The organism is Roseateles aquatilis, from assembly GCF_002205645.1.
Taxonomy (GTDB): domain Bacteria; phylum Pseudomonadota; class Gammaproteobacteria; order Burkholderiales; family Burkholderiaceae_C; genus Roseateles; species Roseateles aquatilis.
Genome location: NZ_NIOF01000001.1, coordinates 224,155 through 249,358, shown reverse-complemented (window position 1 = coordinate 249,358; position 25,204 = coordinate 224,155). Strand labels below are relative to the sequence as shown.

Annotated in this window: 21 protein-coding genes; 15 read left to right on the top strand and 6 right to left on the bottom strand. The window is 71.8% G+C overall.

Features of this window, described 5'->3' with window-relative positions; all coding sequences use genetic code 11:
* Positions 1-5: 5 nt before the first annotated feature.
* The 8 genes from CDN99_RS01005 to CDN99_RS00970 are packed head-to-tail and all read left to right on the top strand — an operon-like array spanning position 6 to position 7,423.
* Entirely contained in the window at positions 6-716 is a 711-nt protein-coding gene (locus tag CDN99_RS01005; RefSeq protein WP_088382262.1) for an RDD family protein, read from the top strand.
* Complete coding sequence (locus tag CDN99_RS01000) at positions 713-1,681, top strand: stage II sporulation protein M (protein WP_088382261.1); 969 nt, start codon at positions 713-715, stop codon at positions 1,679-1,681. The genes CDN99_RS01005 and CDN99_RS01000 overlap by 4 nt, the downstream gene beginning before the upstream one ends.
* The gene (locus CDN99_RS00995; protein ID WP_088382260.1) at positions 1,671-2,417 is read left to right on the top strand and encodes a hypothetical protein; all 747 of its coding nucleotides are present in this window, start codon (positions 1,671-1,673) and stop codon (positions 2,415-2,417) included. The genes CDN99_RS01000 and CDN99_RS00995 overlap by 11 nt, the downstream gene beginning before the upstream one ends.
* Positions 2,404-3,273, top strand: coding sequence for a DUF4129 domain-containing protein (locus CDN99_RS00990; protein ID WP_141100583.1), 870 nt, complete (start codon positions 2,404-2,406; stop codon positions 3,271-3,273). The genes CDN99_RS00995 and CDN99_RS00990 overlap by 14 nt, the downstream gene beginning before the upstream one ends.
* Positions 3,270-4,508, top strand: a complete 1,239-nt coding sequence (locus CDN99_RS00985; protein WP_088382258.1) for a DUF4350 domain-containing protein — start codon at positions 3,270-3,272, stop codon at positions 4,506-4,508. Before CDN99_RS00990 ends, CDN99_RS00985 begins: the two co-directional genes overlap by 4 nt.
* Entirely contained in the window at positions 4,505-5,485 is a 981-nt protein-coding gene (locus tag CDN99_RS00980; protein ID WP_088382257.1) for an AAA family ATPase, read from the top strand. Before CDN99_RS00985 ends, CDN99_RS00980 begins: the two co-directional genes overlap by 4 nt.
* The gene (locus tag CDN99_RS00975; protein ID WP_238139306.1) at positions 5,482-6,855 is read left to right on the top strand and encodes a DUF58 domain-containing protein; all 1,374 of its coding nucleotides are present in this window, start codon (positions 5,482-5,484) and stop codon (positions 6,853-6,855) included. Before CDN99_RS00980 ends, CDN99_RS00975 begins: the two co-directional genes overlap by 4 nt.
* A gap of 34 nt (positions 6,856-6,889) precedes the next feature.
* On the top strand, positions 6,890-7,423 hold the full coding sequence (locus CDN99_RS00970; RefSeq protein WP_088382256.1) for a DUF805 domain-containing protein: 534 nt from the start codon (positions 6,890-6,892) through the stop codon (positions 7,421-7,423).
* Between the two features lie 106 nt (positions 7,424-7,529).
* Here the strand turns inward: CDN99_RS00970 and CDN99_RS00965 are convergent, their stop codons facing one another.
* Both CDN99_RS00965 and CDN99_RS00960 read right to left on the bottom strand, forming a co-directional pair.
* Complete coding sequence (locus CDN99_RS00965) at positions 7,530-7,913, bottom strand: VOC family protein (protein ID WP_088382255.1); 384 nt, start codon at positions 7,911-7,913, stop codon at positions 7,530-7,532.
* A gap of 46 nt (positions 7,914-7,959) precedes the next feature.
* Entirely contained in the window at positions 7,960-9,024 is a 1,065-nt protein-coding gene (locus tag CDN99_RS00960) for a hypothetical protein (RefSeq protein WP_088382254.1), read from the bottom strand.
* Positions 9,025-9,103: 79 nt separating this feature from the next.
* On the opposite strand from CDN99_RS00960, the gene CDN99_RS00955 reads away from it, so the two are divergent.
* The 6 genes from CDN99_RS00955 (at position 9,104) to CDN99_RS00930 (ending at position 16,213) form a co-directional block, all read left to right on the top strand.
* A complete protein-coding gene (locus CDN99_RS00955; RefSeq protein ID WP_088382253.1) occupies positions 9,104-9,499 on the top strand; it encodes a YkvA family protein in 396 nt (131 codons plus the stop codon).
* A gap of 133 nt (positions 9,500-9,632) precedes the next feature.
* Positions 9,633-10,067 carry a tetratricopeptide repeat protein gene (locus CDN99_RS00950; protein WP_088382252.1) on the top strand — a complete coding sequence of 145 codons (435 nt, stop codon included), beginning with the start codon at positions 9,633-9,635 and terminating at the stop codon, positions 10,065-10,067.
* Positions 10,068-10,200: 133 nt separating this feature from the next.
* Positions 10,201-11,622 carry a serine hydrolase domain-containing protein gene (locus tag CDN99_RS00945; protein WP_088382251.1) on the top strand — a complete coding sequence of 474 codons (1,422 nt, stop codon included), beginning with the start codon at positions 10,201-10,203 and terminating at the stop codon, positions 11,620-11,622.
* A 109-nt stretch (positions 11,623-11,731) separates the two neighbouring features.
* Positions 11,732-12,394, top strand: coding sequence for a response regulator (locus CDN99_RS00940; RefSeq protein WP_088382250.1), 663 nt, complete (start codon positions 11,732-11,734; stop codon positions 12,392-12,394).
* Positions 12,391-13,848 carry a sensor histidine kinase gene (locus CDN99_RS00935; protein ID WP_088382249.1) on the top strand — a complete coding sequence of 486 codons (1,458 nt, stop codon included), beginning with the start codon at positions 12,391-12,393 and terminating at the stop codon, positions 13,846-13,848. The genes CDN99_RS00940 and CDN99_RS00935 overlap by 4 nt, the downstream gene beginning before the upstream one ends.
* 61 nt (positions 13,849-13,909) lie before the next feature.
* Positions 13,910-16,213 carry a penicillin acylase family protein gene (locus CDN99_RS00930; RefSeq protein WP_158218721.1) on the top strand — a complete coding sequence of 768 codons (2,304 nt, stop codon included), beginning with the start codon at positions 13,910-13,912 and terminating at the stop codon, positions 16,211-16,213.
* Between the two features lie 131 nt (positions 16,214-16,344).
* On the opposite strand, the gene CDN99_RS00925 is transcribed toward CDN99_RS00930, so the two are convergent.
* The 4 genes from CDN99_RS00925 to CDN99_RS00910 all read right to left on the bottom strand — a co-directional run bounded on the left by CDN99_RS00925 (position 16,345) and on the right by CDN99_RS00910 (position 23,722).
* Entirely contained in the window at positions 16,345-18,138 is a 1,794-nt protein-coding gene (locus CDN99_RS00925; RefSeq protein ID WP_088382247.1) for a glycoside hydrolase family 15 protein, read from the bottom strand.
* Between the two features lie 69 nt (positions 18,139-18,207).
* Positions 18,208-21,435: a DUF2135 domain-containing protein gene (locus CDN99_RS00920; RefSeq protein ID WP_088382246.1), complete on the bottom strand. Its 3,228-nt coding sequence runs from the start codon at positions 21,433-21,435 to the stop codon at positions 18,208-18,210.
* Positions 21,436-21,594: 159 nt separating this feature from the next.
* The gene (locus CDN99_RS00915; protein WP_238139305.1) at positions 21,595-22,317 is read right to left on the bottom strand and encodes a response regulator; all 723 of its coding nucleotides are present in this window, start codon (positions 22,315-22,317) and stop codon (positions 21,595-21,597) included.
* Complete coding sequence (locus CDN99_RS00910; protein WP_202820207.1) at positions 22,310-23,722, bottom strand: ATP-binding protein; 1,413 nt, start codon at positions 23,720-23,722, stop codon at positions 22,310-22,312. The genes CDN99_RS00915 and CDN99_RS00910 overlap by 8 nt, the downstream gene beginning before the upstream one ends.
* 216 nt (positions 23,723-23,938) lie before the next feature.
* Here CDN99_RS00910 and CDN99_RS00905 point away from each other — a divergent pair, with 216 nt between their 5' ends.
* Positions 23,939-25,204 (top strand): efflux RND transporter periplasmic adaptor subunit, encoded by a 1,266-nt coding sequence (locus CDN99_RS00905; protein ID WP_088382245.1) that lies wholly within the window; start codon positions 23,939-23,941, stop codon positions 25,202-25,204.

The following is a 25,204-nucleotide window of genomic DNA, read 5'->3' as shown; positions in this document are numbered from 1 at the left end:
CGCGGATGGCGGCGCGGCGCATCGACACGCTGGCGCTGGCCGAAACCCCCGAGGGCATCGTCCTGTCCCTGCGCCCGGCCGGCCTGGTCGCGCGGACGATGGCGTTCCTGATCGACCTGCTGATCCGCCTGGCCATCGACCTGGTGCTGATCATGGTCCTGGGCGCGTGGGGCAACTTCGGCGGCGGGCTGGTCATGATCGGCGTCTTCTGCGTCGAGTGGCTGTACCCGATCGTGTTCGAGCTGGGCCGTGGCGGCGCCACGCCGGGCAAGCGCGCGCAGGGCCTGCGCGTCGTGATGGACACCGGGCTGCCGGTCACGCCGGCCGCGTCCATCACCCGCAACCTGCTGCGCGTCGCGGATTTCCTGCCGCTGGCCTATGCCTTCGGCATCGTCACGATGCTGCTGAACCGGGATTGCAAACGCCTGGGCGACTTGGCCGCCGGCACGCTGGTCGTCCACACCGAGCCGGTGATCCTGCACGACCCGGCGCCCTCGGCCGCCAGCCTGGCGCCGGCCCGGCCCCTGAACCAGCGCGAGCGCGCCGCCATCAGCGCCTGGGCCGGCCGCGCCAGGCGTCTGACGCCGGAACGTTTCGAGGAACTGGCCGCGCTCGCCGCGCCCGTGCTGCCGCCGGTGCAACCCGGCGAACCCAGGCGCGGCACGTCCGAGCGCCTGCTCGGCGTCGCGCATTGGCTGATGGGGACGCGCCCATGACCCCGACGCACTTCGAGGAGAAGTACGCCCCGGTGTGGGACGCCTTCGCCGCGCAGCTGGCGCTGGCCAAGCTGGGCCAGAAGGCGGACGGCGCCTTGCTGGCCGCGCATTACCGGCGTGTGTGCGAGCACCTGGCGCTGGCGCAGTCGCGCGCATATCCCATCCATCTGGTGGAGCGCCTGGAGGCGCTCACGCAGGAGGCCCACCAGCTCATCTACCGCCGCCAGGACTACGGGCTGCGGCCGCTGGCCCGGCTCCTGCGCGTGGACCTGCCCCGCGCGGTGCGCGCGCAAGGGCGTTTCGTGCTGCTGGCGCTGCTGCTCTTCGCGCTGCCGCTGGCGCTGGCCTACGCGTTGACGTTGCACAGCCCGGACTTCGCGCTGCGCCTGCTGGACGCCAGCCAGCTGCGTGACTACGAGGCCATGTACGCCGACGGCAAGGACGCGCTGGGACGGGTGCGCGGGGCCGACGACGACTGGCAGATGTTCGGCTTCTACATCTTCAACAACATCGGCATCGGCTTCCGCTGCTTCGGCGCCGGCATCCTGGCCGGCGTGGGCAGCGCCTTCGTGCTGCTCTACAACGGCCTGGCGATCGGCGTCACCCTCGGGCATCTGCAGCGTGTCGGCCTGGGCCACAACCTCTGGCCCTTCGTGGCCACGCACTCGCCCTTCGAGCTCACCGGCATTGTGCTGTCGGGCGCGGCCGGCCTGCGGATGGGCCTGGGCTGGCTGGCGCCGGGACGCCTGGGCCGGCTGGAGGCGCTGCGCGAGTCCGCGCGGGCGGCCGTGCCGCTGATCTACGCGGCGTTCTTCCTGCTGCTGATCGCCGCCGCCGTCGAGGCCTTCTGGTCCTCCGCGGGCTGGATCACGCCGGCGGTCAAGTACGGCGTCGCCGCCGTGTGCTGGGCGCTGGTGCTCGCCTGGCTGGGCCTGATGGGGCGAGGGGGCGCGCATGCGGGTTGAGGGACTGGCCGTCGTGCTGCGGCCGCGCAGCCAGGGCGAGGCCTGCGATCTGGGCCTGGCGCTGGTGCGCGCGCAGGCGCCGTCGATCTGGCGGTGCTTCACGCCGGTGTTCCTGGTCGTGGCGGTGCTGGCCATGTGCACCGTGGACGTTCAGAGCTGGCTGCCCATGCTGATCGTGTTCTGGCTCAAGCCCTGGCTGGACCGCAGCCTGCTGTTCGTGATGTCGCGCGCGGTCTTTGGCGAGGCCACGCGCTGGTCCGATCTGTGGCGCGCGCGGCGGCAGGTCTTCGGCGGGCAATTGCTGCGCACGCTGCTGTGGCGGCGCTTCTCGCCGTGGCGTGCGTACACGCAGCCGGTCGAACAGCTCGAAGGCCAGCGCGGCGGCGCGCGGCGCCAGCGCGTCCAGCTGATGCTCAACGAGAACCGCGGCGCGGCCACGGCGCTGCAGACCGCGTTCGTGCACGCGGAGGCGGTGCTGAGCTACGCGCTGATCGCGCTGGTGTGGTGGTTCGCGCCAGAAAACCGCAGCGCCGGGGTGTGGGACTGGTTCTTCCGCCCCGAGACGCATGCGGCCGGCCAACTGGGCCTGGACATGCTGCTGGCGTCGGCCTACATGCTGGTGGTGCTGTTCCTGGAGCCGTTCTACGTCGCGGCGGGGTTCGCGATGTACCTGAACCGGCGCGTGGTCCTCGAGGCCTGGGACATCGAGCAGGAGTTCCGCCGTGCGTTTACGTGACGTGATCGTGCTGGCGGTGGTCCTGGGGAGCAGCGTCGGCGGCGCGCGCACGCCGGCGGTGACGGTGTCGCCATCGGCATCCGCATCGGCAACGGCATCGCCACGGTCGCAGACACAGGCATCAGCGTCGGCATCAGCGTCGGCGTCGGCGTCGGCATCAGCGTCGGCTCCCGCCGCGCCGCCAGCCGCGGCATCGGCCCCAGCGTCGGCGATCGACGCGCGCGCGGTGCTGGCGGCCGCGAGCGCCGTGCAGGCCGACCCGCTGTTGGCCGGCATGGAGAAGACCAGGGTCTTGCGCCTCAAGAAGAAGGACGAGGCCAGGAAGACGCCCGGCAAGCAGGACGATTTCCGTTGGTGGCGCGATCTGATCGACAGTCTGTCCGCGGGACTGCGCGTGGCCATGTGGCTGGTCGGCGCCGGCCTGCTGGTGTGGGTGCTGCTGCGCCTGAGGGACCTGCTCCAGCGCCAGCAGGCCGGCCGCGCGCTGACGGCCGCGCCGCCGACCCACGTGGGCACGCTGGACATCCGCCCCGAGAGCCTGCCCGCCGACATCGGCGGCGCGGCGCGCGCGCTGTGGCAGCGCGGCGAAACGCGCGCGGCCCTGTCGCTGCTGTACCGCGGCGCGCTGTCGCGGCTGGTCCATGGACATGGCGTGCCGATCCGCGCGGCCAGCACGGAACGTGACTGCCTGGCCCTGTCGGCCCCGCACCTGGAGGCGGCGTCGCAGACCTTCCTGACGCAACTGGTGGCGGGCTGGCAGACGGTGGCGTACGCCCGGCGCGAGCTGTCGCCGGAGGTGTTCGAGCACCTGTGCGCCGACTTCGACGTCCGCATGCCCACGGGAGCGGCGACATGAATCGCGACCGCGTGATCTGGGCGCTCGTGCTGCTGGTGTCGGTGCTCGGCGGCTGGTGGTTCTCGACCCAGACCGAGTGGGTCGAGCGGGAACGTCCACGCCGTTCGCAGGGTGAGGCGTTGAAGAACCCGGTCTATGCCTTCGAGCAGGTGCTGCGCCGGCTGGGCCTGCAGGCGCAGCACCGCGAGGAGCTGGACGCGCTGCCGCCGAAACACGCGCGCCTGGTCCTGCTTTCCGGCAACTGGACCTTGATGCCAGGCCGCGCCGAACAATTGCATCGATGGGTGGAGCGCGGGGGGCACCTCGTGCTGGTGGAAGGGTTCGACTGGGACGACACCAAGCTGGAGGACTGGGTGCCGGTGCAGCGCGTCCCCGTCGGCGAGAGGGTCCGCCGGGAAGCGGCGGAAGCGGCCTCGGCGGCTTCCGCCGCCGAGCGCGCTCGTGCTCCCGCGGTCACGCCCGCGGCCGGTGGGCCGGATCGCGAAGGCGAACGCATGACGTCGAACCCCCCGATCTTCGGCAACGTCGGCAAGCTTGAGCTATGCAGCTCCTTCCGCTGGAGTCAGCGGTTGAGGACCAAGCCGGGCCACGAGGCCACCTGGACGCTGGAGCAGAAGCTCGGCGCGCAGGGGCTGCGTGTTTCGGTGGGGCAGGGCAGCGTGACCGTGCTGAACACGAGCCGCATGCTCTTCCACAACGACTGGGCGCTGCGCTGCGACGCCCCGGTGCTCCTGGCCGCGGCGGTGCAGGCCGAGCCTGGCGCCGAGGTCTGGATCTACCTGGGCGAACAACGCGAGGCCTTGCTGCCCTGGTTGTGGCACAGCGGCTGGATCGCGATCCTGTTCGGTGCGTTGGCCCTGGCGGCCGCCCTGTGGCGCGGTGCCATCCGGTTCGGTCCACGGCTGGCGCCGCCGCCGCGCCTGCGCCGGTCCATCTCCGAGCAGGTGCGCGGCATGGGCGCCTATCTGCATCGCGAGGGCGGCGACGCGCTGCTGGCAGCCCAGCAGCGGGCGCTCGATGAAGCGGCGTCCAACACACTGCCCGGCTACGGCCGACTGACCCGGCTGGAACGCGCCCACGCCATCGCGGATGCCACCCTGGTGGCGCGCGACGACCTGGCGACGGCCATGTCCTCGCGGCTCTGCACCCGCGCGGAGCTGCCGCCGCGCCTGCACCTGCTCGAATCGGCCCGGCGCCGCCTGCAACGACCTCACGAAGAAAGACATTCGCCATGATCAAGCCCGAGGAGCTCAAGCTCGCCACGCAATGGGTGCACGCCCTGCGCAACGAAGTCGGCAAGGCCGTCGTCGGCCAGGCGCAGGCCGTGGAGCAGATGCTCGTGGCCGTGGTGGCGTCGGGGCACGTGCTGGTCGAGGGCGTGCCCGGCCTGGGCAAGACGCTGCTGGCCCGCGCGCTGTCGCAGGCGCTGCGCCTGAAGTACGCGCGCGTGCAGTTCACGCCGGACCTGATGCCGGCGGACGTCGTCGGCCACAGCGTGCTGGACGACACCGGCGCGGGCCTGGGCCGCCTGCGCGTGCGCAAGGGCCCGGTGTTCACCAACCTGTTGCTGGCCGACGAGGTCAACCGCGCGCCCGCCAAGACGCAGAGCGCGCTGCTCGAAGTCATGCAGGAGTACCAGGCCACGCTGGAAGGCGAGACGTTGCCGCTGCCGCGGCCCTTCATCGTGATGGCCACGCAGAACCCGGTGGACACCGAGGGCACGTATCCGCTGCCCGAGGCCCAGCTCGACCGCTTCCTGCTGCAGATCCGCATCGGTTATCCGACGCACGAGGAGGAAACGGCCGTGGTGCAGCTCGTCACCGCCGGCCGTGCCGGGCATGAGCTGCCGCTGGAGGCGGTGCGGCCGGTGCTGGACGACGTGCAGGTCCTGGAGCTGCAGCGCCTGGCCAGCCTCGTGCATGCGGACGGGCTGGTCGTCGACTACGCCGTGCGCGTGGTCCGGGCCACGCGCCACTGGCCCGGCCTGGACGTCGGCGCCGGGCCGCGTGCGAGCGTGGCGCTGGTGCGCGCGGCGCGGGCCGTCGCGCTGATCGACGGCCGCGACTTCATCACGCCCGACGACGTCGCGCGGCAGGCGCTGGCGGTGCTGCGCCATCGCGTCACCATGGCGCCCGATGCGCAGATCGAGGGCCGCGACCTGGACGAGATCCTGCAGGCCGCGCTGGAGAGCGTGGAGGCGCCCCGGCTTTGAAGACCACCGCCCGCCGCCTCGTCCTGCCCACGCGGGCCAGCATCGCGGTGCTGGTCGCGCTGTGCCTCGCCTTCGCGATCGCGCTGGCCCTGGGGGCCCCGCTGGCCGTCGTGGCGCCGGTGGGCGGCGCGGTGCTGGGCGCGCTGCTGGTGCTGGCCGTCGTCGACCTGTGGCGCAGCTCGCGGCTGTGGGCCAGTGGCGGCCTGCGGGTGGAGCGGCGGCTGCCGGCGGCCTTCGCCATCGGCGCGCCGACCGAGCTCAAGCTGGACCTCGTCAATCCCGGCCCGATGGCCTGGCGCCTGCAGGTCTTCGACGAGCTCGACCCGCTCTTCGACTTCGAGGGCCTGCCGCATGCGCTGACCCTGGCCGCGCAGACGCGCGTCAGCGTGCAGTTCCGCGCCACGGCGCGGCAGCGCGGCGTGGCGACGCTGGGCATCACCCAGCTCTTGTGGCGCACGCGGGCAGGGCTCTTCGAGGTGCGCGAGCGCATGGGCGAGCCGCGCGACCTGCGCGTCTATCCCAACTTCGCGGCGCTGGCGCGTTATGCGTGGCTGTCCGGCGATCGTCGCCTGGCGCAGATCGGCATCAAGAACTTCATTCAGCGCGGGCAGGGCACCGACTTCCGCCAGCTCGCCGAATATCGGCGCGGCGACCCGCTGCGACACCTCGACGCCAAGGCCTCGCTGCGCCAGCGCAAGCCCGTCGTGCGGGAGTACCAGGACGAGCGCGACCAATGCGTGATGTTCCTGCTCGATTGCGGCCGCCGCATGCGCGCCGACGAGCGATCGGCCGACGTGGGCGAGACCAGCCACTTCGACGACGCGCTGGACGCGTTGATGCTGCTGGCCTACGTGGCGCTCTCCGAGGGCGACGAGGTCGGCGCGATGACCTTCGGCTGCGAGGAGGGCGCGCGTCGCGACTGCGCGCCGCGCAAGGGCATGGGCGCGCTCAACGTGCTGATGAACAAGATGCACGACCTGCAACCGGGCGGGCACCATTCCGACTACCTGGCCGCGGCCGAGGCGCTGTCGCACCGACTGCGCCGCCGCTCGCTGGTCATCGTGCTGACCAACTTCCGCGACGAGGATTCGCCCGAGCTGCAGCCGGCGCTGCGCCTGTTGCGCCGCCGTCACCTGGTGCTGCTGGCCAGCCTGCGCGAGACCGCGCTGGGGCGCATGGCCGCGCAGCCCATCGCCGGCCCCGAGGACGCCGTCACGGTGGCCAGCGCGCACCTGCTGACCCAGGCGCGCCACGATGCCTTCGCCCGCGTGGTGGACCACGACAAGCTGTCCATCGACGTCGAGCCGCGCGCGCTCGCCGCCACGCTGGTCAACCGGTACCACCAGGTCAAGCGCGCGGGACTGTTGTGAGCTTTCAGATTCAGATTCAACCCAGGAGGACCCGATGATCGAACCCACGCTGAACCAGTACGCCCCGCCCGTCGCCGCGGTGGCCGACGTGGCGCCGCCCGTGCCCGCGGCGGAGCTCAAGATGTTCTCCGCCAAGGGGCGGATCGGGCGGCTGCGCTATCTGGCCTATTCCACCGGCGCGTCGTTGATCCACACGGCCGTGTCGGGCGGGCTGATGTTCGTGCTCGGCGGCTCGGTGCTGGCGATGCTCGCGGGCTGGGCGGCGCTGGCCGCGGTGCTTTGGTTCACCGTGATCATCGGCATCAAGCGGTGCCACGACCTCAACATCAGCGGCTGGTGGACGCTGACGGTCATCGTGCCGGTCATCGCACTGATCTGGATCTTCGTGCCGGGCAGCAAGGGCGCGAACCGTTTCGGCGCGCCGCCCCCGCCCAACACCTGGGGCGTGCGGGTGCTGGGCGTGATCCTGCCGGTGATCGCCTTGGTCGGCCTCGTCGCCGCCGTCGCGATCCCGGCCTACAAGGGCTACACGGACCGGGCGCGCGCGGTGCAGGCCGGGCAGCGCTGAGGCGCCGAGGCCGCGCGGCGTCGCGCGGGCGCCCGGCACCCGCGCGATGCGGCGCCGGTCGCGCCCGGGCCGCCGAGCGTGGCGTTGCCGTCGCCGAAGACGGCCGTCATTGCCCCGCCGGCGGCTCCCACAGCTCGACGCGGTTGCCCTCGGGGTCGATGACCCAGCCGAACTTGCCGTACGCCGAGTCGTCGCTCTTTTCCAGGACGTCGCAGCCCTCGTCACGGAGCGCCTGCAGCAGCGCGGCGAGATCGTCCACGCGATAGTTGATCGTGAACGACTTGCCGGGCGCGATGGCATCCCCGTCGCCGGCGCCGATGGACCAGACCGTCGTGCCGCCGGTGGGCTGGCCGTCGGCGTCGGCCCACGAGAAGGCGGCGCCGCCCCAGGGCTGGACGTCGATGCCCAGGTGCGTCTTGTACCAATCGCGCAAGGTGGCGGGGTCCTTGGCGTTGAAGAAGATTCCGCCGATTCCGGTGACTCGCTTCATGAGGGCTCCTGGGCGTCGTGAGGTCCGCGGAGCTTAGCGCAGGGGCCTATCGCTGTGTCTCGGCCCAGGCGACCAGCGATTGCAACTCGTCATGCATCGGCTGCCCCGGCTTCAGGTCGAACGCGCCCTTGTCGATCAGATCAACCGCGCGTTGGCATGCGGCCGTGCGATCCGGCTGGTCGAGCATGCCGCGCACCGCGCCTTCGCCGCTCGCGCGCACGGCGCCGGTCATCTGGCCCCAGACCACGTCGGCCTGCGCCTTGCCGCCTTGCGCCCGTGCTTCCGCCAGTCGCCTGGCCTGGTACTTCGACGCGGCGGTCACGAAGACTTCGTTGCGCTTTTGCCAGACGGCGACGAAATCCTGCGCGGTGTCCGGCCGATTCAGCAGCGACAGGCAGTCCTTGCCGATCCTTCCGACGATGAAGTAGGCCGTGCCGATCGCGCCGAGTGCCGCGTCACGGCTCTCGGTAGCCGCCGAGTCGGCGGGCGCCGCGGCTGTCGCGGCCGTCGCGGCCGTCGTGCCGACCCGCGGCGTCGTCTGCGGAGCCCCTGCCTGCGAAGCTCCTGCCTGCGAGGCGGCGGCGCGCGTCACCTTCTCCGCGCACTGCTGCATCAACTCGCGCACGCGACCCTGGATCAGCGGCGAGGCCTTCGGACTGTCCAGGAAGCTCTCGTCCAGATACCGCCGCACGGCCGTCAGCCCGGAGAAGATCTCGAGCTGCTGCCTGTCTTCCGCGGAGTACTCCGGCATGGGCTGGGGCAGCGGCAACTGCTGGTTCTGAAAAACCGTCAGCCATGCCCGCTTCGCCTGCTTCTGGCCCACCGGCGAGTTCAGGAAGTCGTCCACCATGCCTTGCGCGGACGGCTCGAAGCTGTCGTCGGCGATCTGGCGGATGACCTGATGAAAGCTGTTGGGCGGCAACGTCCGCACGCACGCGGCGACCTGCGGGTTGACCTGCCCATGGAGCAGCGCCTTGGACACCAGCGTCCGCAGCGACGTCCAGGCGACCCGTGACTGCGCCTCCACCAGCGGTGTTTCCGCCAGCGCCACGGCGCTGGTCGTCGTGAGGAGCGTGGCGAGCAGGAGGGCGCGAGGGCGAATGAAGTTCATGCCGGGATTATTCGTCAGGCGTTGCACGGCCGATCTCTCGCGCGGGACCTTGTCACCATCGCCGTGGCATGCTCGCCGCATGACTTTCGGTACTCGACTCAAGGGCTGGGCCAAGCGGATCAAGCGCGACGGCGTGACGCTCTGGTTCGCCGGCAAGCACCCGGGGACGCCCTGGCCTGCCAAGGCGCTCGGTCTCTTCGTGGTGGCCTACGCATTGAGCCCCATCGACCTGATCCCCGACTTCATCCCCGTGCTCGGGTATGTGGACGACGTGCTGCTGCTGCCCGCGCTGATCTGGCTCACCATCCGGATGCTGCCGGCCGACGTGCTCGCCGACTGTCGCGACCAGGCCGACCGGTGGATGCGGACCCAGGGAGCGAAGCCGAGCAGCCGGGTGGGGGCCGTGCTCATCGTCGCGCTGTGGCTGGCGGCGGGGGCGGCGCTCTGGATCTGGCTGATCCAGCCGCGGCTGTAGGGATTGCCGACGCGGTCCGCGCGACGGCGCCGCGACGGCATGCCGCTTGTCCTACGCCGCCTCGCTCCTTCTGCCGGCAGCGCGGGCACGGGCATCGCGATAACTTCGTGTCCAACAACAGGAAGCCATCGACATGACCTACGCCGCCACCTCGACCCGCCGCTCCGACGCTCACGTCACCGCCGCCGCGCTGCCTGCCCTGGCCAGTCCGATGGCCGATCCGCAGGCGCTGCGCATCGCGGAGGACGCCTACGTGAAGCTCGCCACCCACTTCCGGCGGCAAGGTCGCGGCCAGGAAGCGCTGGCGTTGCTGGAGCTGGCGATCGAGCGATGCGCCGGCAGCGCGCGGGTCCATCTGCAGCATGGCGCGGCGCTGGAGGAAACGGGTGCGCTGATCGAGGCGCTGGAAGCCTACGAGCACGCGCTGGCGCTTGATCCCGACATGGCCGACGCCCATTACTGCCTCGGCGCGCTGTACGAGCGCATGGACGACCCGATGCGCTCCTGCCGTCACTTCCGGGCGTTCGAGCGGGTGTTGCTGGCCAGGCCGACGACGCGGCTGAACTGACGGTTCCCGCGCGGGCGCATGCCGCGCTGCAATTCATCCCCTTGTTCCGACGGCTCATCGCAATCCCGATGGGCGGGCACCGCGTGAGTAGGGCATCCTGCGCCCCGCCACCTCGGCCAAGGGAGATGAATCAATGAAGCGATGGAGTCGACACCTGTTTGCCGCCAGCCTGCTGGCGGCATCGTTCATGGCGCATGGGCAGGACGGGTCCGCCCGCACGCCCGCGGCGGCGCCGACTGCCGCGCAGATCGGCACTTACGCGCAGCGACTGCTCGACGAGCAGAAGCTCGCCACCGACGGACCCGGCGTGGTGATCCTCGTGGCGCGCGGCGACCAGCTGCTGTACCAGGGCGCGCGCGGCATGGCCAGCGTCGAGCTGGGCGTGCCGATGAAGGCGGACCAGAGCTTCCGCATCGGCTCGGTGACCAAGCAGTACGCGGCCGCCACGCTGCTCAAGCTGATCGACCAGGGGCGCGCCAAGCTTGACGACCCGCTGTCCAAGTACGTGCCCGGTTTCCCGAACGGCGAGAACATCACGCTGCTGCAACTGCTCAACCACACCTCCGGCGTGAAGAGCTATACCGGCATCCCCAACTACATGCGCAACCCGATCCGCCGGGACCTGAGCACGCAGGCGCTGATCGACGAATTCAAGAACCTGCCGGTCGACTTCAAGCCCGGCGAGCGCTGGGCCTACAACAACTCGGGCTACGTGCTGGTGGGCGCCGTGATCGAGGCCATCACGGGCAAGGCCTGGTACCTGGCCGCGCAGGAACTGGTGCTGGCCCCCAACGGCCTGACGAAGACCGTCTATCCCGGCGAGCAGCGCGTGATCCCCGGCATGGTGGAGGGCTACAGCCTGGATCCGGCCACCGGCAATCTGGCCACCGCCGGCCTGCTGAGCATGACGCAGCCCCATGCCGCCGGCGCGCTGGTGGCCAACGCGCAGGACCTGTGGCGCTGGAACCTCGCGCTGCATGGCGGCAAGGTGCTGTCCCCGGCGCTCTATCGGCGCATGACGACGCCGGAAGGCCCGGCGCAGGCGAGCGGCTACGGCTTCGGCATCACGGCCGGCACCTTGCGCGGCCAGCCGCGCCTGGATCACGGCGGCGGCATCAACGGCTTCGTCAGCTCGCTGGCCTACTTCCCGCAAAGCGGTCTGACCGTCGTGATGCTGCGCAACTCGGACGCGCCTGGCTTCAACGTCAGCCTGGCGGCCCGCAAGCTGGCCGCCTTCGCGGTCGGGCAGCCGTATGCGGACGTGGTGCCGGTGACGCTGACCGAGGCCCAACTGAAGACCTTCGCCGGCAACTACAAGCTGTCCACGGATGAGAAGTCGCAGCGCGAGCTGGCGGTCCAGGACGGCGGTCTGCGCTGGGTTCGTCAGGGGCGCGCGCCGCTGGTGCTGGTGCCGACCGGACCCGACAGCCTGGCGATCGATGGCAGCGTCGGCATCGCGAAGGTCGAGCGCGGCGCCGACGGCATGGTCGTCGCGGTGGTGTTCTTCCCGCAGGGCGGCGAGCCGGGCGAGACCGGGGAACGCTGGATCCGATGAGCATCGGCGGCCGCGTCGGCGCGACGCGGCCGCCGAGGGCGCGACACGGGACGATCAGGAAATCCTCAGATTGATTCGCTAAGGTCCGCGGCAAGGAGCGGAGCGGGCCATGCGTGAGGTGCTGTTGGTCGAAGACGATCTTCCCCTGGGCAACGCCCTGGCGAAGGCCCTGGAGCAGGCGGGCTACCGGACGATTTGGGTGCGCCGCGTCGAGGACGCGCGCGGCACGCTGGCGGCGCGTCAGGTCGATGCCATCGTGCTGGACCTGGGGCTGCCGGACGGCGAGGGCGTGACGCTGCTCGCCGAGTTGCGCCAGGGCGGGCACGGGGTGCCCATCGTGGTGGCCACCGCCCGCGGCGGGCTCGACGACCGCCTGCAGGCGCTGGACCGCGGCGCCGACGATTACCTGGTCAAGCCGTTCGCCGTGCCCGAGCTGCTGGCCCGGCTGCGGGCGGTGCTGCGGCGCCATGCGGGCTACGCGGTCAGCCAGTGGAGCGTCGGCCGCGTCCGCATCGATACCGACCAGCGCCGCGTCTGGTCCGGCGAGGAGGCGGTCGAGCTGACCCCGCGCGAGTACCAGTTGCTCATCGAGCTGGCCCGCCGCGCCGGACGTTGGGTGCCCCGCGACGAGCTCTTCGATCGCGTCTACCGCGACGGCGAGTCGGCCACGATGAACGCGCTGGAGGTGCAGGTCCACGGCCTGCGCCGCAAGCTCGGCCGCGACGTGGTGCAGACGGTGCGCGGCGTCGGGTACATGATGGCGCTCGAATGAGGCGGTTGCTCGGGCCGTGGCTGCGTCCATCGCTGTTCCGGCGCCTCTACAGCCTGGTGGTCCTGCTGTTGTGCGGCGTCCTGCTGTCGCAATGCATCTACGTCTATCGCCAATTGATCGCCGCCGACGGCGAGGCGGTGCTCCGGGACTTGCAGCTCACGGCGCAGGCCTATGCCGACCTGCTATCGGCGCCGGGACTGGAGGATGCGGCCCGGGCGCATCAGGCGCGGCTGCTGGTGCAGGTGAAAGTGGCGATGACGGAGCCGACGATGCGTCCGGAGGAATTCGCCTATCGCGTCTGGTCCTCCGACGGGCGTGTCCTGGCGGCATCGGGCAACGGGCCCGCGCTGGACTTCGCCTCGGTGCGGGACGGCGCCGGCGAGGCGCGCCGCGGCGATCAGGTGTGGCGGACCTATGCGGCGCGCAGCGCCAACGGCGCGCTCACCGTCGTCGTGGCGCAGCCGCTCGCGCTGTACCACCGGGCCGGCGCGGAGCTGATGGAGGACGCCGGTTGGACCATGCTGATCATCGCCGCCGTCGCGATCGTGCTGGTGGGCGTCAGCGCGCACGCCGGGCTCAGGCCGCTGCGCACCGCGGCGCATCGTCTGGCGGCGCGCGACCCGCGCGATCTGTCCCCGCTGGTCCTGCCGGCGCGCCACGCGGAGCTGGCGCCCTTGCTCGATGCCATCGATGGTCTCTTCGCCCGCATGTCGCGCATGCTGGACGCCGAGCGGCAGTTCTTCGCCGATGCGGCGCATGAATTGCGCACGCCACTGGCGGCGATGAACGCGCAAGCCCACGTGCTCGCGCATTCACGCGATGCCCACGAGCGCGCGGCGGCGCTGGCCGCGCTGGAGCAGGGCGTGCAGCGATCGAGCGAGCTGGCGGCGAAGCTGCTGCTGCTGTCGCGGCTGGAGGTGCTCGACGTGCATGCGCCGCGCCGCTTGGTGGACGTGGCGGCGCTGGCGCGGGAGCGCCTGGCGCATGTGGCGGGCGTGGCCGGCGCGCGGCGCATCGAGTTGTCCTACCAGGGGGACGACCATGCCCGCGCGAGCCTCGATCCGGAGGCGGCCGTGTCGATCCTCGACAACCTGCTCGACAACGCCCTGCGGCATGCATCGCGGGGCGGGCGTGTCGACGTCGAGGTGCGCGGCCATGAGGCCGGCGGCGGCGCGCATCGACTGGAACTGCGGGTTGCCGACACGGGCGTCGGCGTGCCGCCGTCGGAACGCGAGCGCATCTTCGAGCGCTTCTACCGCGTGCCCGGCAACGACGGCTCGGGCAGCGGCCTGGGGTTGGCCATCGTGCGCCGCGTCGTCGATCTGCACGCCGGCCGGGTGCGCGTCGAGGACACGCCGGGCGGCGGCGCGACCTTCGTCGTGGAGCTGCCCGCGCTCAGCCCGTGCTCAGCCGTGGCGGCGACGGCTCAGGGGTTGCTAAGCCCGCTTTCCTAGAGTGAACGGCACCACGCGGATGTCCCGCGTGAGCAGGCGATTCATCCAGGAGAGTTCCCCCATGCCATCGCGACATCCGGCGCTGACGACGCGCCCTTCCACGGGCGCGCTCGCGCTGACCACCGCCACGCTGCTGGCGGCCTGCGGCGGCGATTCGCCGAAGCACGACTACGAGGCCGAGATCTCGCGCACGTCCTACGGCATTCCGCACGTCAGCGCGGTCGACGAGGGCAGCCTCGGCTACGGCGTCGGCTACGTGCAGGCGCAGGACGGGGTGTGCGTCCTGGCCGAGCAATTCGCCACGGTGGCGGGCGAGCGCTCGCGGTACCTGGGCGAGGGCGCGGCCGGCGGGGCGACCGGCGTGCCGGCCAACCTGGCGTCCGACTATTTCTTCCGCCTGCTCAATGAGGAGGCCAGCGTGCAGACCGCCTGGCGCGCGCAGTCCAAGGAGGCGCGCGAGCTGATGCGCGGCTGGGTCGCGGGCTACAACCGCCATGTGCGTGAGACCGCGAAGGCCAAGCTGCCGCAGGACTGCCGCGACGCGCCCTGGGTGCGCGAGATCGTCGACGTCGACTTGGTCCGCCTGACCCGGTTCTACAACTCGCTCAACGGCATCCTGGACTTCCAGGCCCAGGTCGTCGCCGCGCAGCCCGGGCAGGCCACGGCGGCCTCGGCGCTCGGCACGCTGCTGGCGCGCACCGCCGCGCAGCGCCGGCCGACGGCCAGCAACGCGCTCGCGCTCGGACGCGATGGCTCGCAGAACGGACGCGGCTTGCTGCTGGGCAATCCGCACTTCCCGTGGGCCGGCGTGCTGCGCATGATGCAGCTCCACACCACGATCCCGGGCAAGCTCGACGTGATGGGCGCGACGCTGCCGGGTCTGCCGGTGGTGGGCATCGGCTTCACGTCCAACTTCGCGTGGAGTCACACCACCACCACCTCGGCGCACTCGACGCTGTACCGTCTGGCGCTGGATCCGGCGGACCCGACCCGCTACATGGTCGACGGCGCCAGCAAGGCGATGGAACGCCAGCGGATCGACGTGCCGGTGAAACAGGCCGACGGCACGGTGCAGACCCGTTCGCGGACGTTCTACCGCAGCGAGTTCGGTTGGCTGATCGGCTGGGACGCCGCGGGCGCCACGGCGATGCGGGACGCGAGGCTGGACAACCACCGGCTTGTCGACGAGTGGTACGGCATCAATCGCGCGGCGTCGCTCGATCAGGTGAAGACCGTCGTGCGGAACAACGTGGGCAATCCCTGGAACAACACGATCGCCGCCGACAAGGAGGGGCGCACGCTGTTCATGGCCGTGAGCCCGGTCCCGAAGCTATCGACCGAGCGCGCGCGGCGTTGCATCGCGAGCGGCTTCGAGGCACCTGCGGCGAACGGCATCTTCGTGCTGGACGCGCGCGCCGACTGCCGCTGGGAGGTCGACCCCACGGCGCCGCAATCGGGGATCTTCTCCGGCAAGGACCTGCCCATCCTCGAACGCAACGACTTCGTGCACAACGCCAACGACAGCGCCTGGATGGCCAATCCGGCGGCGCCGCTCACGGGGTACTCGCCGCTGGTGAGCATGGACGGCGTGGAGCTGGACGCGCGCGCCCGTTTCGGGCTGCGGCACGTGACGCAGGCGCTGTCCGGCGGCGCGCGCATGTCGGCGCAGGACGTGCAGGCGATGCTGATGAACAACCGGGTCTACCTCGCCGATCTCGTGCTCGACGACGTGCTGCGGGCGTGTGTCGCCGACGCCTCGCTGGCGACACCCTGCACGGCGCTGTCCACGTGGGACCGCAGCGCCAATCTCGAGGCCGGCGTGGGCTACGGTTACTTCGATGCCTTCGTGCCGGCGGACGCGCCGCTGCCCGCCGACTTCTGGCGGGTGCCGTTCGATCCCGGCCAGCCGCTGTCCACGCCGCGCGGCCTGCGGGTCGAGGATCCGGCCGTGGCGGCGGCGGTGCGGGACACGCTGCGCGGCGCGGCGGCCTCGGTCGACGACAGCAGGCTATGGCGCGACGGCAAGCGCTGGGGCGACGTCCAGCGTGCCTCGCGAGGCACCGGCTCGATCCCGGTGCATGGCGGCAGCGCGCGCCTGGGCGTCTACAACGCGATGGAGAGCGGCAGCTCCTTCCGGTGGCGCGAGGTGGTGGCCGGCACGAGTTACGTGCAGGTGGTCGGCTTCAACGCCGACGGCCCCGTGGCGGATGCATTGCTGGCGTACTCGCAATCGCCGCATTCCGACTCGCCGCATGCCGCGGATCAGACGTTGAAGTTCTCGGCCAAGGAATGGATCCGCCAGCCATTCACGCGGGCGCAGATCGACAGCGATCCGCAACTGCGGCGTGTCCGGATCACCGAGTGAGGGGATTGGTTCTCCCGGATCGATGACGGCGAGGCTCGCCGTCGTCCCGCCGCGGTGCGGCGGGACGACCCCACCGGGCCTCAGCCGGGCGGGGCCGACGATCGCACGCGCCGGGCCGGCTCACGGCGTCGTCAGATCTGCGTATCCCACGCCCTCGACAGCCGCATCGCCCCGTTGATGATCCCCACCATCGAGTACGTCTGCGGGAAGTTCCCCCACAGCTCGCCGGTGACGGGATGCGTGTCCTCGGACAGCAGCCCGAGGTGGTTGCGCGACGCGAGCAGTGACTCGAAGAGCTCGCGGGCCTTCTCCGTGCGGCCGATGCGGGCGAGCGCGTCGATGCGCCAGAACGCGCAGATGTTGAACGAGGTCTCCGGCCGGCCGAAGTCGTCCGGCGCCTCATAGCGCCGCATGTAGGGGCCGTCGCACAGCGACGCCTCCAGCGCCTCCACGGTGCTCACGAAACGCGGGTCCTTCGGGTCGATGAAGCCGACCTCGGCCATCAGCAGCACGCTCGCGTCCAGGTCCTTGCCGCCGAAGCTCTCGACGAAGGACTGGCGCTGGTCGCTCCAGGCGTTCTCCAGGATCTTCTTCCTGATCACGTCGGCGCGCTCGCGCCACAGCGCCGAGCGCTGAGGCAGCTTGAGCTCGTTCGCGATCTTGGCGAGCCGGTCGCAGGCGGCCCAGTTCATCAGCACCGACGAGGTGTGGACGCGCGACCGCGTGCGCAGCTCCCACATGCCGGCGTCGGGCTGGTCGTGGATGGCGTAGGCCCGCTCGCCGGCGCGCTCCAGCAGCGCGAATTCGTCGAGGCCCGCGCGCTGATGCAGCCGGTGGTCGAAGAAGGACTGCGCCGAGCCGAGCACGATGTTGCCGTAGACGTCGTGCTGGAAGTGCTCGTAGGCCTGGTTGCCCGCGCGCACCGGGCCCATGCCGCGATAGCCGCGCAGGTGGTCCATGGTGCGCTCGGTCAGGGTCTGCTCCAGCCCGATGCCGTAGAGCGGCTGCACGTGCCCGTCCTTCGATTGCGCGACCACGTTGCGCAGCCAGCGCAGGTAGTCCTCCATCGTGCCGGTCTCCGACAGGCTGTTGAGCGCGCGCACGACGAAGAAGGCATCGCGCAGCCAGCAGTAGCGGTAGTCCCAGTTGCGCTGCGTGCCGGGCGCCTCCGGGATGCTGGTGGTCATCGCGGCGACGATGGCCCCGGTCTCTTCGTACAGGCAGAGCTTGAGTGTGATGGCCGCGCGGATCACCGCCTCCTGCCACTCCAGCGGGATCGCCAGGCGCCGGGTCCAGTCGCGCCAGTAGGTGATGGTGTGCTCTTCCAGCAGCCGCGCCGCGTCCTCCACGCCGCGATCGAGCGTCTCGTCCGGACCGAAGATGAAGCTCATCGGCATGTCGAGCGCGAAGGCGGTCTCGGCGCTGACGTAGGTCAGCGGCGCGTTCGTGGTCAGGCGCACGGTGAAGCGCGGGCCGACGAAGCGCATGTGGTTGCTGCCGCGCGTGCGCTCCGGCTTGGCCGTGCCCCACGCCAGCACCGGGCGCAGCACCACGCGGATGCGTGGATGGCCCTGCAGCGGGCGGATGCGCCGCACCAGCATCATCGGCCGGAAGGGGCGGTCCTGGAGGAAGAAACGCGGCATGAAGTCGGTGACCTCGATCGCGTCGCCGTGCGTGTCGTACAGGCGCGTGCGCAGGACCGCGGTGCCATGGTCGTAGGACTGCTCGCTGTGCGAGAAGTCCTCCAGCATGACCTGGAACGTACCGTCCGGCCCCACGCCCTCGGGCGAGTCGATCAGCGCGTTGAACATCGGATCGCCGTCGTAGCGCGGCACGCAGGCCCACACCACGCGCGCGCGGTCGTCGATGAGGGCGCTGACCGCGCAATTGCCCACCAGGCCCAGCTTCAGCGATGCGGCATCCATGCGTGTTTTCCTTTTTCCAGGGCAATCCCCGGTGGGGCAAACGGGGTGCCGGCCCTGGCCGCGCGGGCGCTACTTCACGGTGAACGTGCCCACCACCACGCCGTCGCCGCGGCCCGCCAGGCGCAGCACGATGTCCCGGTCCTTCTGCGCCGCGGTGCCGAAGCCGCTGGACAGCCGCACCATCAATGTCGTCGACGGCGCGATGACCTGCCGCTGGTGGCCGAAGAAGTTGGCCTGCACCGTGTACGTGCCCGGCTTGGCGACGCGCAGCGAGAACTCCTCGGGGCCGTAGCCGCCGGTGAAGTCCCGCGACATGCGCCCGCCCTGGCGCGTGAGCGGATGCGCGAAGTACGCACGCTCGCCGTCCGGATCGGTGACCCACAGGTCGATGTCGGTGTTGTCCGCGTCCCAGGTCAGCACCACGCGCAGCGCCAGCGGCAAGGGGCGGCGCAGCCGCGCGTCGATGGCCGACAGGTCCAGCGCCTTGCCCTTGAGCCGCGAGCGCTCGGCGATGGCGGAGAGGTCCGCCAGCGCGATGAGCTCGACTTCGGGGAATCGGTTCTGCCAGGGCCGGTTCACCACCTCCGCCAGCATGTCGACCGCGCGTTGCGGCTGGCCGGCCTGGGCCAGCGCCAGGCCGAGGTCGCGATAGGACTGGGGTTCATCCGGCGCCAGGCGCAGGACCTCTTCCAGGACGGGCAGCGCATCGCGCACGTCGCCCGCCTGCTGCAGACGGTAGGCCAGGATTCGCAGCAACTGCCGGTTGCCCAGGTCCATCTCGGCCAGGTTGGACAGCACGCGGATGGCCAGCGCGGTCTGCTTGCGTTCGATCAGGCGATCGGCGACGTCCAGGAAGAAACCCGGGCTGCGCAGGTAGGCCGGCCGCTCGTCCAGATAGATCGCATAGAGGTCGGCGTCGGAGGCCGCCTTCAGGCGCAGCGCGTAGGGCTCGTCCGGTTGCACGCCGCGCAGGGCGATGCCGACCGCGGTGGCCGTGACAGGGGAATTGCCCGGGCGCGGCGCGGCCGGCGCCATCGGTGCGGGCGCGGGCGCGACCATCGGCGAGGGCGCCGGCATGGGCATCGCCGGCGCGGGGCTGTGCACCGGCGGCGGCACCGGAGCCGGCATGGGCGGCTCGACTGGCGATGCCGCCGTCGTGCTCGGCGCGGAAGGGGTCGGTCGGTAGGCCACCACCGGCGGCGGCGTGAAGCCGCTCGTGTCCTGTTGCCGCTGGTGCTCCGCCTCCAACGCGTTGAGCGCGCGCTGGGTCGCCTCCCGCATATGGGGCGTGACGCTCCACCATTCGAGCTTCTGCTCGAAGCGCCGCAGCACCTCGGCCTGGGCCGCGCCGCGCTCCTGCTGCAGCGACGCGCCCAGCGCGCGCCGCAGGCGCTCCCATTCGCCACGCAATTCGGCGGGCGGCTCGATGTCGTGGCGCACGTAGTCCCGCACGGTGTCGAGCACGATGAGCGAGGTCTCGCGGGTCGCCAGTCCGAATTCCATGCCCAGGCGGCGCACCGCCTGGCGCTGCGCCGAGCGATCGGCATCCAGTCGTGCCAGCCGGAAGCTGGCCCAGCGGTGGGCGGCCAGGCCGATCGGCGCCGCTGCGTCCCCGGCGGACGTGGGGACAGAGGTCGAGGTCGAGGTCGATGCGGCAGCGGATCCCGATCCCGATCCCGATCCCGACGCCGATGCCGATGCCGATGCGACGGTGGATGCCGCGGCCGACGCGGCCGACGCGTCAGCGGCGGCCTCGGGCGCGGGCACGCGCAGCGGCACGTCGACGACGCGCGGCGTGCCATGGGTCGTGGACAGCACCAGCGTCATGCGCGCTTGCGCCTGCGTCATGACGCCGGCCACCAGCACGCGGCCGCCGACGGGGTGGAGCGAGCCCAGCTCCCAGTCCCCGGCGCCCAGGCCCGTCACGTCGAGCACGCGCGGCTGTTCCTCGGCCAGCAGGCGCAGGACGTCGGCGGTGCCTGTCGACAGCAGGTCGGCGTAGGCGCCGCCCCGCGTTTCGGCGGCGCGGCGCAAGGCCGTGTCCGCCGCGCCCGCCGACGCGGAGAAGGCGAACAGCGGCCCGCCCGTGGTGGGCAACGCGCCCGTGCCCCAGGTGCCGATACCGTCGGAGAACAGCAGCGTCACGTCGCTGCCCTTGGGCGAGTCCATCGCGCCGAGCGCGGTGGCGCCGTCATACGGCAGCCGCTCCAGGCGCTGGCGCAGCTCGCGCCAGGCGCCGCCGCGCACGGTGAAGCGCTCGACCGCCTCGGCCTCGTGGCGCACCACCTTCAATCGGACCTCGACATCGCCGAGCGTCCTGAACCAGTCCTCCAGCAGCGCGAACTCGCGATCGTGGTCGCGCGTCGCGCCCGAGGCCGACGCGTCCCAGACCAGCCCGACCGTGCGCGGCGCCTTGCGGGGCCAGGCCGCGACGTCGACCGGCACTTCGGCCAGTACGTAGGTCTTGCCCTTGAATCGTTCGGTGGTGACGGCGGGCGTGGCGAGGCGGGCCGGCAGCGTGACGCGCAGCTCGCCGACGGTCTCGGCGGCCTCGCGTTGCAGGCGCAGGCGGCTGCCGCCGTCGGCGGTCGGCGTGATCGCCACCGGCTGCGCGCCCCAGTCGGCCGTCAGCAGGGACGGCGCGAGGCCGTCCACCAGCACGTCCACCGTCATCCGATCGACCGCGCCGCTGAATTGCAGCGGCAGCCGCCAGACGGGCGCCGCGGACTCAGCGGTGGCGGCGAGCGATTCGCGGATCTCCAGCACCACGCGGCGCGAGCCGCCGGGCGGCAGCGGATAGACCTGCAGCTTGTAGACATTGCCCTCGGTGACCTCCAGCAACGCCGGGTCGACGCGCTGGCGCACCGTGTCCTCGTAGACCTGCCGGCCCTTGGCCTTTTCGACCGGCACGGCGCGGCGCAGATGGCCGTTGATGTCCAGCGAGAAGCCGGTGACGGTCTGGCCGTCGCCCAGCGGGAACTGCAGGTCGCCGGACAGCATCTGCCCATTGGGGTTGAACACCTTCAGCTCCACGCGCGAGACGACGGAGCTGCCGCTGATGCGGCTTTGCACCGCGACCTGCTCGATCCGGATCGGCGTGCGCGCTTCCGCCGAGCGGAAGGCGATCCAGCGGACCGGCGGTGGTGGTGGCGGGGACTTGAGGTCCGGCCGCGGCGGCGGGGGCGGCACCATCACGGGCGACAGGGCGGCGGCGCCGCCCGAAAGCAGCAGCGCGGCGAGCGCCGTGGTGACGCCGCGCCATGCGGCGGCGCGGCGGCGGGAACTGAAACGAAGCATGGATGGTCTCCCTCAAGGACCCAGGTCTGGCGCCTGGTCCTGCCGCGGATGTTGCCACCGAAAAAAGAAGCGGCGATGGTGGCGGCGAACGCGGTGAACGCGGTGAACGCAGCATTCAGGCGTGAGCCGTGCCCGCTCGACGACGCGCCCCGCGCGATGTCACGCGTCGAAGCGGTAGCCCACCCCGTAGATCGACCGGATCCGATCACTGCCCGCGCCGGCCTTCTCGAGCTTGCGGCGCAGGTTCTTGACGTGGCTGTCCACCGCGCGTTCGGTGACGTCGCGCGCGTCGACATGCAGCAGGTCCAGCAACTGGGTCCGCGCATACACGCGGCCCGGTTGAGAGGCCAGGATGTGGAGCAGGCGGAACTCGATCGGCGTGAGGTCCAGCGCCTGGCCGGCCCAGGTGGCGCGCCAGCCCTGCTCGTCGAACTGAAGCGCGTCGCGGGGCGTCGCGACGGCGGCGGGTCCGTGCGCCTCGGCCGCGCGGCTGCGGCGCAGCGCGGCCTTGACCCGCGCCATCACCTCGCGCGGGCTGAACGGGTTCTTCGCGATGTAGTCGTCGGCGCCGAGCTCCAGCCCGGTCAACCGGTCGATCTCCTCGGCGCGGGCCGTCAGCATGAGGATGGGCACGCTGCTGATCGCGCGCAGCTCGCGGCACAGGGTCAGCCCGTCGACGCCGGGCAGCATCAGGTCCAGCAGGATCAGGTCGTGCCGGCGCGCGATCCACGCGGGCAGCACCTCGCGGCCGTCGGCGACGCACTCGGGCGCGTGACCGGCGGCGCGCAGGTAGTCGGCCAACAGCGCGGCCAGCTTGGGCTCGTCCTCGACGACCAGCACGCGCGCCGGTCCGGGCTCCATCGGCATCGGCGCGTCAGCCATGGAGCGGCAACTCCACCCGCAGCCACAAGCCGCCCAGCGGCGACGGCATGGCCTCGATGCGGCCCTCGTGCGCCTCGGCGATGCGCTGGCAGATCGACAGCCCCAGGCCCGAGCCGCCGCCGCGCCGGCTGCGCGACGCGTCGACGCGGAAGAAACGCTCGAACAGCCGCGGCACGTGCTCCGGCGCGACACCGGGCGCCGTGTCCTGCACGTCCAGCACCGCCACCTTGCCGCTGCGCCGCGCGCTGATGCTGAGCGTGCCGCCGGCGTCGGTGTAGCGGCAGCTGTTCTCCAGCAGGTTGGCCAGCAACTGGCGCAGGCGGCGCTCGTCGCCGAAGACGCGCAGCGGCTGCTCGGGCAGGTCCAGGCCGAGTGTCAGTCCGCTGCCGTTCAGCCGCTCGCTGAAGGCGCCCGCGGTGACGCCGATCAGCTCGCGCAGGTCGAGCTCGGCCTTGCGGTAGGCGAGGGCGCCGACGTCGGCCAGCGACAGCTCGTGCAGGTCGTCGACCAGCTTGTGCAGGATCGCGACCTCGCCCTGCAGCGAGCGCAGGGCCTGCGCGTCGGGCTGGCGCACGCCGTCCTCGATCGCTTCCAGCTCGCCGTGCAGCACGCCCAGCGGCGTGCGCAGCTCATGCGAGACGTCGGCCATGAACTCGCGCCGCATCGCCTCGTTGCGTTGCAGCGTGAGCGCGAGCTGGTTGAAGTCGTGGCCGAGCCGGGTGATGTCGTCGTCGCCGCGGCTCTCCGGCACGCGGATGGCGAAGTCGCCGGCGGCCAGCCGGTGCGTGGCCTCGGCGACCCGCCGCACCGGCCGCAGCAACCGCCGCGAGATCCAGTACGCCACGCCGCCGGCCAGCAGCACCGCCGCGCCGCCGACCACCCAGGCCGAGCGCAACTGCGCGTCGTAGAAGTGCTTCTCGGCGCCGGGACTGACCGATTCGATCGGCGTCAGCGCCAGCCAGCCGACGGTCAGGCCGTCGACGATGATGGGCCGCTCGATGGCGGGCTCGGCCGGGCCGGCGTAGCCGGCGATGCGCTCGCGGTTGGCGTCGAACAGCGTGAAGCGCCGCGTCGCGCCGGTCAGGTCGGCCGGGCCGTGCTTGACCGCGGGCTGCGCCGCCTCCGGCACCAGCGGGCGCAGCAGGCGGCCCCAGAGCTCGGGCCGCTCGCGCAGGAAGTCCCAGCTGCGGCCGTTCTCACGATAGCCGGCGGTGACGCTGGTGCGGGCCAGCTCCAGCCGATTGACGGCCTGCTCGTTGAGGTAGCCGATGAAGTCGCGGTTCAGGTTGATGTGCGAGAACACGCCCATCGCCAGCGCCACCGCCATCGCGGTGCTGAACACGGCGGCGAAGAGGCGGGCGGCGAGGTTGAACCGGATCGATCGGAGCGGGCGCGGAAGCTTCATGGGGACGGCGGGCGTCGAAGGGGCGGGAGACGTTGCTGGAGACGTTGGGGCAGCGGGGCGGGCGGCGCGGCGGGGTGACTTTCGGGATGGTTGCTGTCGCCTCGGGGCGATTGGCGGCGCATGATGACCGCGCCGCGCCCGTCGCATCAAGTCATCCCCCACCGCGTGGCGCGACCTTCAAGGTCTCTCCACATTCGGCGGTCAGGATGCGCCGCCATGGCCGACCTCCCCAAGATTCTCACACCCCGCGCGCGCGCGTCCCGTCCCCGCGCGTTCCGCCCTCGCGTCGCTCTGTCGCTGTCGCTGCTGATCCCGGTCGTGCTGCTGGCGGCCTGCAAGGACGCCAAGGACACCAAGGCCGGCCCGCCGCCGGCGCCGGAAGTCGGGGTGGTGGTGGTCAGCGCCCAGGACGCGCCGCTGTCGCTGGAGCTGCCCGGCCGGCTGTCCGCCAGCCAGGTCGCGGAGATCCGCCCGCAGGTCGGCGGCATCGTGCTGCAGCGGCTGTTCACCGAGGGCTCCACGGTCCGCGCCGGCCAGGCGCTGTACCAGCTCGACGCCGCGACCTACGAGGCCGAGCGCGCCCGCGCCGCCGCCGCGCTGCAGAAGGCCGAGGCGCAGGTCGCCGTGGCCCGCACCAGGGCCGAGCGTGATGCCGAGCTGCTGAAGGCCGACGCCTTGAGCCGCCAGAGCGCCGACGACAGCGCCAGCGCGCTGCACCAGGCGCGCGCCGACGTGGCCGTGGCCAAGGCGGCTCTGGACGCCGCCCGCGTGCAACTGGCCCGCACCCGCATCGACGCGCCGATCGGCGGCCGCATCGAGGTCTCGACGGTCACCGCCGGTGCGCTGGTCACCGCCAACCAGACGCAGGCGCTGACGACGGTGCAGCAGCTCGATCCCATGCATGTGGACATCGTGCAGAGCAGCGCCGAGATCCTGCAGTTGCGCCGCCAGCTCGACGGCCGCAGCGGCAGCCGGCAGGTGAAGCTGGTGCTGGAGGACGGCACCGCGTACGCGCGGCCCGGCGTGCTGCAGTTCAGCGGCGTGACCGTGGATCGCGGCACTGGCGCGGTGACGCTGCGGGCCGTGGTGCCCAATCCCGACGGCGCGCTGCTGCCCGGCATGGTCGTGCGCGCCCGGCTGCTGGCCGGCGTGGACAGCGACGTGATCGTGGTCCCGCAGCAGGGCGTGAGCCGCTCTCCGACGGGCGAGGCCACCGCGCTGGTGGTCGGCGCCGACAACAAGCTGGAGCTGCGCCGCCTGACGCTGGCCCGCGCGGTGGGCAACCAGTGGCTGGTCGCCAGCGGGTTGAAGGTCGGCGACAAGCTGGCCATCGAAGGCCTGCAGCGCGCCCGCGCCGGGCAGAAGGTGACGCCGGTCGCGGCCGGCGCGAAGAAGGCGGCGGGTGCCGCCGCCTCGGGGGCTTCAGGCGCATCGGACGCTTCGAGCGCCGCCGCGGGCGCTTCGGCCAACCCGGGGCGCTGA

What these genes read in the sequence shown, in the direction of transcription:
- CDN99_RS01005 (WP_088382262.1), top strand. Translation starts at nt 6, where the DNA reads ATGGCGGCGCGGCGCATCGACACGCTGGCGCTGGCCGAAACCCCCGAG.
- CDN99_RS01000 (WP_088382261.1), top strand. Translation starts at nt 713, where the DNA reads ATGACCCCGACGCACTTCGAGGAGAAGTACGCCCCGGTGTGGGACGCC.
- CDN99_RS00995 (WP_088382260.1), top strand. Translation starts at nt 1,671, where the DNA reads ATGCGGGTTGAGGGACTGGCCGTCGTGCTGCGGCCGCGCAGCCAGGGC.
- CDN99_RS00985 (WP_088382258.1), top strand. Translation starts at nt 3,270, where the DNA reads ATGAATCGCGACCGCGTGATCTGGGCGCTCGTGCTGCTGGTGTCGGTG.
- CDN99_RS00980 (WP_088382257.1), top strand. Translation starts at nt 4,505, where the DNA reads ATGATCAAGCCCGAGGAGCTCAAGCTCGCCACGCAATGGGTGCACGCC.
- CDN99_RS00970 (WP_088382256.1), top strand. Translation starts at nt 6,890, where the DNA reads ATGATCGAACCCACGCTGAACCAGTACGCCCCGCCCGTCGCCGCGGTG.
- CDN99_RS00965 (WP_088382255.1), bottom strand. Translation starts at nt 7,913, where the DNA reads ATGAAGCGAGTCACCGGAATCGGCGGAATCTTCTTCAACGCCAAGGAC.
- CDN99_RS00960 (WP_088382254.1), bottom strand. Translation starts at nt 9,024, where the DNA reads ATGAACTTCATTCGCCCTCGCGCCCTCCTGCTCGCCACGCTCCTCACG.
- CDN99_RS00955 (WP_088382253.1), top strand. Translation starts at nt 9,104, where the DNA reads ATGACTTTCGGTACTCGACTCAAGGGCTGGGCCAAGCGGATCAAGCGC.
- CDN99_RS00950 (WP_088382252.1), top strand. Translation starts at nt 9,633, where the DNA reads ATGACCTACGCCGCCACCTCGACCCGCCGCTCCGACGCTCACGTCACC.
- CDN99_RS00945 (WP_088382251.1), top strand. Translation starts at nt 10,201, where the DNA reads ATGAAGCGATGGAGTCGACACCTGTTTGCCGCCAGCCTGCTGGCGGCA.
- CDN99_RS00940 (WP_088382250.1), top strand. Translation starts at nt 11,732, where the DNA reads ATGCGTGAGGTGCTGTTGGTCGAAGACGATCTTCCCCTGGGCAACGCC.
- CDN99_RS00935 (WP_088382249.1), top strand. Translation starts at nt 12,391, where the DNA reads ATGAGGCGGTTGCTCGGGCCGTGGCTGCGTCCATCGCTGTTCCGGCGC.
- CDN99_RS00930 (WP_158218721.1), top strand. Translation starts at nt 13,910, where the DNA reads ATGCCATCGCGACATCCGGCGCTGACGACGCGCCCTTCCACGGGCGCG.
- CDN99_RS00925 (WP_088382247.1), bottom strand. Translation starts at nt 18,138, where the DNA reads ATGGATGCCGCATCGCTGAAGCTGGGCCTGGTGGGCAATTGCGCGGTC.
- CDN99_RS00920 (WP_088382246.1), bottom strand. Translation starts at nt 21,435, where the DNA reads ATGCTTCGTTTCAGTTCCCGCCGCCGCGCCGCCGCATGGCGCGGCGTC.
- CDN99_RS00915 (WP_238139305.1), bottom strand. Translation starts at nt 22,317, where the DNA reads ATGGCTGACGCGCCGATGCCGATGGAGCCCGGACCGGCGCGCGTGCTG.
- CDN99_RS00910 (WP_202820207.1), bottom strand. Translation starts at nt 23,722, where the DNA reads ATGAAGCTTCCGCGCCCGCTCCGATCGATCCGGTTCAACCTCGCCGCC.
- CDN99_RS00905 (WP_088382245.1), top strand. Translation starts at nt 23,939, where the DNA reads ATGGCCGACCTCCCCAAGATTCTCACACCCCGCGCGCGCGCGTCCCGT.